The organism is Kribbella sp. NPDC056345 (assembly GCF_042262745.1).
In the GTDB taxonomy this organism is placed as follows: Bacteria; Actinomycetota; Actinomycetes; order Propionibacteriales; family Kribbellaceae; genus Kribbella.
This window is the reverse complement of the sequence record NZ_JBHJQQ010000033.1, coordinates 1-7,007: the sequence shown is the minus strand read 5'-3', so window position 1 is coordinate 7,007 and position 7,007 is coordinate 1. Positions and strand designations below refer to the sequence as shown.

10 protein-coding genes are annotated in these 7,007 nt (G+C 70.6%); all 10 read left to right on the top strand.

Going from position 1 to position 7,007, the window contains the following annotated elements; all coding sequences use genetic code 11:
• Positions 1–127: 127 nt before the first annotated feature.
• Positions 128–286: a hypothetical protein gene (locus ACFCV3_RS42550; RefSeq protein WP_365437371.1), complete on the top strand. Its 159-nt coding sequence runs from the start codon at positions 128–130 to the stop codon at positions 284–286.
• A gap of 76 nt (positions 287–362) precedes the next feature.
• A complete protein-coding gene (locus ACFCV3_RS42545) occupies positions 363–566 on the top strand; it encodes a hypothetical protein (protein ID WP_365437368.1) in 204 nt (67 codons plus the stop codon).
• 280 nt (positions 567–846) lie between these two features.
• A complete protein-coding gene (locus ACFCV3_RS42540; RefSeq protein WP_365421788.1) occupies positions 847–1,191 on the top strand; it encodes a hypothetical protein in 345 nt (114 codons plus the stop codon).
• A 20-nt stretch (positions 1,192–1,211) separates the two neighbouring features.
• The gene (locus ACFCV3_RS42535) at positions 1,212–1,493 is read left to right on the top strand and encodes an HNH endonuclease (protein WP_365421791.1); all 282 of its coding nucleotides are present in this window, start codon (positions 1,212–1,214) and stop codon (positions 1,491–1,493) included.
• Between the two features lie 6 nt (positions 1,494–1,499).
• Positions 1,500–1,934, top strand: coding sequence for a hypothetical protein (locus tag ACFCV3_RS42530; protein WP_375852296.1), 435 nt, complete (start codon positions 1,500–1,502; stop codon positions 1,932–1,934).
• A 138-nt stretch (positions 1,935–2,072) separates the two neighbouring features.
• Positions 2,073–2,369, top strand: coding sequence for a hypothetical protein (locus tag ACFCV3_RS42525; RefSeq protein ID WP_376041147.1), 297 nt, complete (start codon positions 2,073–2,075; stop codon positions 2,367–2,369).
• Positions 2,353–3,864: a hypothetical protein gene (locus tag ACFCV3_RS42520; RefSeq protein ID WP_375852298.1), complete on the top strand. Its 1,512-nt coding sequence runs from the start codon at positions 2,353–2,355 to the stop codon at positions 3,862–3,864. The genes ACFCV3_RS42525 and ACFCV3_RS42520 overlap by 17 nt, the downstream gene beginning before the upstream one ends.
• A gap of 10 nt (positions 3,865–3,874) precedes the next feature.
• On the top strand, positions 3,875–5,023 hold the full coding sequence (locus ACFCV3_RS42515; RefSeq protein WP_375852299.1) for a phage portal protein: 1,149 nt from the start codon (positions 3,875–3,877) through the stop codon (positions 5,021–5,023).
• Positions 5,020–5,694, top strand: a complete 675-nt coding sequence (locus ACFCV3_RS42510; RefSeq protein ID WP_375852300.1) for an HK97 family phage prohead protease — start codon at positions 5,020–5,022, stop codon at positions 5,692–5,694. The genes ACFCV3_RS42515 and ACFCV3_RS42510 overlap by 4 nt, the downstream gene beginning before the upstream one ends.
• 85 nt (positions 5,695–5,779) lie before the next feature.
• Positions 5,780–7,007, top strand: a 1,228-nt coding sequence (locus tag ACFCV3_RS42505; RefSeq protein ID WP_376041143.1) for a phage major capsid protein, incomplete at its 3' end; no start/stop codon positions are given.

The window sequence follows — 7,007 nt, the reverse complement described above, 5'->3', positions numbered from 1 at the left end:
CCCGCTCTCCGCCAGCTCATCGCACACCGAGCCGGCACTCACCTCGACAACCTCGCTGAGGTGCTCCCGCAGGATCCGCATCCCGGCCGCCCCGGTCCCATCCCAACGAAGAGACAGGAACGCCATCATGGCACTCGGATTCCCCAAGCCCATCCGCCAGGACGACCCCCGCCTGAAGGGGCACGAGACGACCTACCAGGCCTCCCGCGGCGGCCACTTCCCCCCGCCGCAGCAGCAGCGCGCGCAGGGCAAGAACGAGGTCACCCTGGAACGGCTGGACAAGTAGCAGCCGCCTGCCACACTGAGACCGGGCCCCGCCGCGTAATCCCCCGTCGCGGCGGGGCCAGCCGCATCATGGAGACATGGAGTCGCAGATCATCCGGCCCGGTCACCTCACCGCCACCCAGACCCGCGAGGTCCTCGGCGGCATCAGCGCCGGAGCCCTCCGTAACCTCGTCTACCGCGGCCAGCTCGAGCGCTCCGGAGGCACCGAGCGCTTCCCGTACTTCGCAGCGGTCGACGTCACCGCGCTCGCCGTCAAGCGCGCTGAACGCCAAGCGGCTTGACCGCAGGTCAGACGGTGTGTGACGATCGCCGTGCACAACTGTGCCCACAAACACACGACGCAGCCCCGGCCAGGACCACCCGGCCGGGGCTGCGTCGTGTCCGTCCGTCGCCTGGCGCCCGGGGCTGGAGGCGGCCCCACGCGGGGATCACGGGCACCCGCGGGATGCGGGGCGCCCGGCGGCGGACACCAACGCGTCACAACACAGCCACAGACCCCCCAAGCGACCAACACGCAGCGGATGATGCCCGTTCAGCATCCGAACACCCATGGGGGGAACCATGACCGCCCGCGGAGCCGCCTGCGCCGCCCTGCTCGCCCTCGCAGCCCTCACCACCGGCTGCAGCAGCGGCAGCAGCGACGACAAGCCGCAGCCCACCGTCACCGCCACCAAGACCGTCGACCAGGCCGCCGCACGCAAGGCATGCGTCACCGCCTGGGCAGACCTCATCAAGGACAGCCCCGACGCAGGCATGGACGAGGAGCCGAGCCCCTGCCAAGGCCTGCCCGAGGGCGACCGGATCGACCGCTACATGGAAGGCCTGCAGCAGCTCAACCGGGCCAACCGCGACGAGCTGCAGGACTGCCTCGACGACCCGACGTGCACGGAGGCCCCCGCGCCGTAGATTGGTGGGAGGTGGCGCCCGTGGCCGGCAACCCGCGCAACGGGCGCCCCTACCGCCGCCTCGTCGACTGGCTCCGAGCCCAGCGACTCCCCTGCTGGTGGTGCGGCCACAACATCGGCTACGAGCTGGACGCCCGGCACCCGTTGTCCTTCACCCTCGACCACGAACAGCCGCTCTCGCGAGGCGGCTCGCTCCTCGACAAGGCCAACGCCCGGCCCGCGCACCGTCGCTGCAACAGCAGCCGCGGCAACCGCACAGCGTCACCGAAGCCCAGCCCCCGGCGACCCCAGCTGAGGTGGTGACGGTCCGTGCTGTACATCGTGACCGGACCGCCGGCCGCAGGCAAGACGAGCTGGATCGAGAGCAGGGCCAAGCCCAGCGACATCGTCATCGACCTCGACCGCATCACCCGCGCCCTCGCCGGGCCAGGCGCCCCCAACTGGAACCAGGACCCGCTCCTGCTCCGCGTCGCCCACAAGGCCCGCTACGCCGCGATGTTCGAGGCGTTCGAGCACCGCGACAAGGTCGACGTCTACCTGATCCACACCATGCCCACCTCGAAGTGGCTCGCCCGCTACCGGCGCATGGACGCACAGATCATCGCCGTCGACCCCGGGCGCAGCATCGTGATGGCCCGCATCGAGGCCATGCGAGACCCCGAGATGCGCAGGGTGGCCACCCGCTGGTACCGGTCACGATCGGCGACGAAGACCGAGACGACGGGCGCGACGCTCGAATGGTGATCAAGGCCCCGACTACTTTTTGAGCGCAAGACCGGGCGACCCAAACGCCCTTGTCGCCCGATTTTTTACACGGGGCCTGTACTCGCTAATCCGCCGAGGCGAACGCCAGCGATTTAGCAGGCGGTCACCCTCCGTGACGTGACTCTCAGTGACAGGTCGGGGGTGATCATGGCTACCAACGTCGAAGGGACCGCCGCCGAAATTGCACGGCTCCGGGTCGGCGATATCGCCCCTGGCCTGGCGCAACTCGCCCTCACCCTCGCCCAGGTGATGGACGGGAAGGACGGGGCGACGGCGAAGGCGAACGCCGCTCGCGAACTACGGGCCGCGCTCGAGGCCCTGCACAAGCTCGCGCCGGTCGCCGAAGAGACCGACCGGGTGGACGAGCTGGCCAGGAAGCGGCAGGACGGGAGGCTCCGTGCTCGCCGAGCCTGAACTGCTGCGCGGTGCCCAGCGGCCCCGCCTGTTCACCGCGCCGCCGACGTTCCTGTCCTCGGCTGGCCGGGAGGCGGTCGAGCTGGCCGCGCACGCCGGCCTGGACCTGATGCCGTGGCAGCAGCACGTCCTGGACGTCGGGCTGCGGGAACGGGAGGACGGCCAGTGGGCGGCGTTCGAGTGCGCCGTGAACGTGCCCAGGCAGAACGGGAAGGGCGGGGTGATCGAGGCCAGGGAGCTGGCGGGGCTGTTCCTGCTGGGCGAGCGCCTGATCATTCACAGCGCGCATGAGTTCAAGACGAGCCGAGTCGCGTTCCAGCGGATCCAGTCCCTGATCCTCGGGTGCCCTGACCTGCGGAAACGCGTCAAGCGGATGTTGAACAACACGACGGAGACGTCGATCACGCTGACGACGGGGCAGTCCCTGCAGTTCATCGCCCGCTCCGGCGGCTCCGGCCGTGGCTGGACCGGCGACTGCAACATCCTGGACGAGGCGATGATCCTCGGCGACGACGCGATGGGCGCGCTGATGCCGACGATGTCCGCCGTCGAGAACCCGCAGCTCTGGTACCTGGGCAGCGCCGGAATCGGCGCCCCCTCGGTGCAGCTGGCCCGTCTGCGGCGCCGAGCCCTGGCCGCGCTGGAGGCCGGGAAGCCGGACCCGTCCCTGGCCTACTTCGAGTGGTCGGTGGACCCGCACCTGGACGAATGCCCGCCCGGCTGCACGGAGCACGACAGCTCGGACGATCCGGCGTCGTGGGCGAAGGCGAACCCGTCGCTGGGCCTCCTGATCACCCCGGAGTTCGTCCGGAACGAGCGGGCCTCGCTGGGGTCCAGCGGCATCTTCGAGCGTGAGCGGCTCGGTGTAGGCGACTACCCGTCCGACGAGGCCGACACGTGGCAGGTCATCGCCGAGGAGGCGTGGCGGGCCCTGGCCGTCGGGGACGTCTCGGCGGTCGCTGAGGCGCGGCAGGCCGGGCCGGTGGCGCTGTCCATCGACATGACCCCGGAGCGGTCGCACGCGGCCATCAGCGCAGCGTTCCGGTACCTGGGCGGCGTGCACGTGACGGTCATCGACCACCGGCCCGGTACGGGCTGGATCCTGGAGCGCGCCAAGGAACTGCACGGGAAATGGAACCCGCGGTGCTGGGTGATCGACGGGGCGGGGCCGGCCGGGTCGCTGATCGGCGACCTGGAGGACAAGGAGACCGGGCTCGGAGTGACAGTCGTGCAGCCGAAGGCGCGGGAGATGGCCGCGGCGTGCGCCCAGTTCTACGACGCCGTAACGACGCAGACCCTGACGCACTTCGACGATGCGCCGCTGGCGTCGGCTCTGGCCGGCGCGCAGAAGCGGACGCTGGGCGACGCGTGGGCGTGGGCCCGCCGTATCCCGTCCGTAGACATCAGCCCGCTGGTGGCCGGGACCCTCGCCAAGTGGGGCCTGACCGCCGAGGTAGAAGAACCGCCGGGCGACATCCTGAACAACGTGTGGTGAGGGGGCAGTCGTGAAGTGGTGGCCCTTCCGCCGGACGGCGCTGAAGCGGGCGATCTCGTACCAGGACGTGTGGGGGTCGGGCTCGGACCCGGCCGTGCTGCGCGGCACCAGCCAGGAACGGGCACTGCGGCTGGGGCCCGTCTACGCGGCCACACGGCTGCTCGCGGACTCCGTGGCCTCCCTGCCTCTGAAGTTTTACCGGGCGGACGGAGAGGACCGGCAGCGGCTGCCATTGCCCCCGCTGTTCCGGCGCCCGGCCGCGGCTGGCTTCCGGTATGACTGGCTGCACCGGTGCATGACGTCGCTGACGCTGCGCGGCAACGCCTACGGGCTGATCGTCGCCTGGGGCCCGGACGGCTGGCCCAGCCAGATCGAGTGGCTGCACCCGGACGACGTGAGCATCCAGGACAACCTCGCCGCCGTCCCGGTCTGGTGCTACAAGGGCCGGCGCCTCGAGGACGGGCAGATGTTCCACATCCCCGCCTACACGGTGCCCGGGCAGATCCTGGGGCTGTCGCCGATCGCGTACTTCGCGACGACGACGGAGGCCGGGCTGCTGGCCAACCAGTTCGGCCGGGACTGGTTCGCCAACGGGTCCACGCCAAGCGCAGTCCTGGAGACGGACATGGCCGTGGACCAGGGCGCCGCGACCGTGCTGAAGGCACGGTTCAAGGAGGCCGCCCAAGGCCGGGACGTGGTCGCGCTGGGCAACGGCGTGAAGTACCGGGCGATCTCGGTGCCGGCGAACGAGTCGCAGTTCCTGGAGACCATCAAGGCGACGGCGAACCAGGTCGCCGCGATCTACGGGGTGCCGCCGGAGAAGGTCGGTGGTGAGACGGGTGGCAGCCTCACCTACGCCACGGTCGAGCAGAACAGTATCGACCTGCTGACGTGGACGCTGCGCCCGTGGCTGGCCCGCCTGGAGGAAGCGTTCTCCTGGCTGCGGCCACCCACCGAGGAGGCCCGATTCAACGCGAGCGCGATGCTGCGCACCGACACGCTGACCCGCTATCAGGCGCACCGTATCGCTCGCTCGATCGGGCTGAACAACATCGACGAGCTGCGGCGTCACGAGGATGAGCCGCCGCTGCCCGGCGGGCTCGGGCAGGACTACACGCCACTGGGCAATGTGGCCCCGGACGGAAGCGAGAAGAAGTGAACGGCGACAGTGAGCGTCGGTTCACGCGCGGCCTCGTCGAGGTCCGGGCGGCCGGCGACAGCAGGACGATCGGCGGGTACGCCGCGAAGTTCAACACCCTGTCACGCAACCTGGGCGGGTTCGTCGAGCGGATCGACCCGGGGTTCTTCGCGAAGTCCGAGGGTGACGGCTGGCCGCGCGTGATGGCCCGCTACAACCACGACAACAACATGCTGCTCGGCACGACGCGGGCGAGCACGCTGCGGCTGCAGACGGACGGCACGGGCCTGGACTACAGCGTCGACGTGCCGGCCGCCCGGGCGGACGTGTTCGAGCTGGTGCAGCGCGGCGACGTCACCGAATCCAGCTTCGCGTTCTACACGTTCGAGGACGACTGGGCGATGACGGACGACGGGTTCCCGGTGCGGACGCTGCTGTCCGGGCAGCTGGTCGACGTGGCCCCGGTCAACGATCCGGCGTACCTGGACACGTCCACAGGCCTGCGGTCCCTCGCTGAGAAGGCTGGCGCGGAGCTGGCCGAGGTGCGGGCGGCGGCCGAGGCCGGTGAGCTGAAGCGGTTCCTCGGGGCCCCGGCCCCCACGATCATCCCGCCGGGCGGGCAGGGCGACACCCACCCGCTCGTGGCGGTACGGCAGCGGCGCGCCGAGCTGGTGAAGCGCCGCACCTTCTGAGGCAGGGCGACACCCACCTCACCCACCCATCCACTGGCACCCCGGCGCACGGTCGCGGGTGTCGTCGTCATGCCCAGGAGGGCACATGTCCAGCCACATCAAGGCGCTGCAGGAGCGCCGGGCGAACATCTGGGAGCAGGCCAAGGCGCTGCTCGACACCGCCGAGAAGGAAAAGCGGGACCTGTCGGCGGAGGAAGAGGCGCAGTACCAGGCGCTGAACACCGACCTCGACAAGATCGACGCCCGGGCGAAGGACCTCCTCGAGGCGGAGCAGCGCACCAAGGACGCCGAGGACGCGTTCGCCAAGCTCCTCGCCAAGCCGGCCGACCAGCGGCAGCAGCCGCAGGAGCAGGACTCGGAGCTGCGCCGGTGGGCGCGCGGCGAGATGCGCGGCATCGACATCGCCAAGCCCGACGGGGTCAGCTTCCGTGACCTGACCAAGGGCACCGCGACCGCGGGCGGCAACACCGTGCCCACCACGTTCTACGGCCGCCTGATGGCCCACCTCATCGAGGTGTCCGGTCTGATGATGGCCGGGCCCACGGTCCTGAACACCGCCTCCGGCGAGACCATCGAGATCCCGGTGACCACGGCCCACTCGACTGCCGCGCTCACCGCCGAGGCCGCCAACCTGCCCAAGTCCGACCCGGCGTTCGCCAAGCGCACCCTGGGCGCCTACAAGTACGGCGTCCTGCTCCAGGCGTCCACCGAGCTGCTCACCGACACCGGTGTCGACCTGGAGAGCTACCTCGCCATGCAGGCCGGCCGCGCGCTGGGCAACGCGTTCGGCACCCACGCCATCACCGGCGACGGCTCCTCCAAGCCGACCGGCATCATCACCTCCGCGTCGACCGGCAAGACCGGCGGCACCGGCGCTGGCGGCGCGTTCACCGCGGACGACCTGATCGACCTGTACTACAGCGTCATCGCCCCGTACCGGAACAGCGCCTCGTGCGGCTGGCTGATGCGGGACGCCACCCTCGGCACCGCCCGGAAGCTGAAGGACAAGCAGGACCAGTACCTGTGGCAGCCGTCCATCCAGGTCGGCGTCCCGGACACGCTGCTGGGCAAGCCGGTCCACACCGACCCGAACGTGGCCGCTGTCGGCACGACCGCGAAGTCCGTCGCGTTCGGTGACTTCTCCCAGTACTTCGTGCGCATGGCGGGCGGGGTGCGGTTCGAGCGGTCCGACGACTACGCGTTCAACTCCGACCTGGTGACCTTCCGGGGCCGCGACGAGGTGCACGCGTTCCTGCGCGACGCCGGCGCCGAGTTCGAGTACACCACCGAGCAGATCGGCGCCCGCCGCGTCG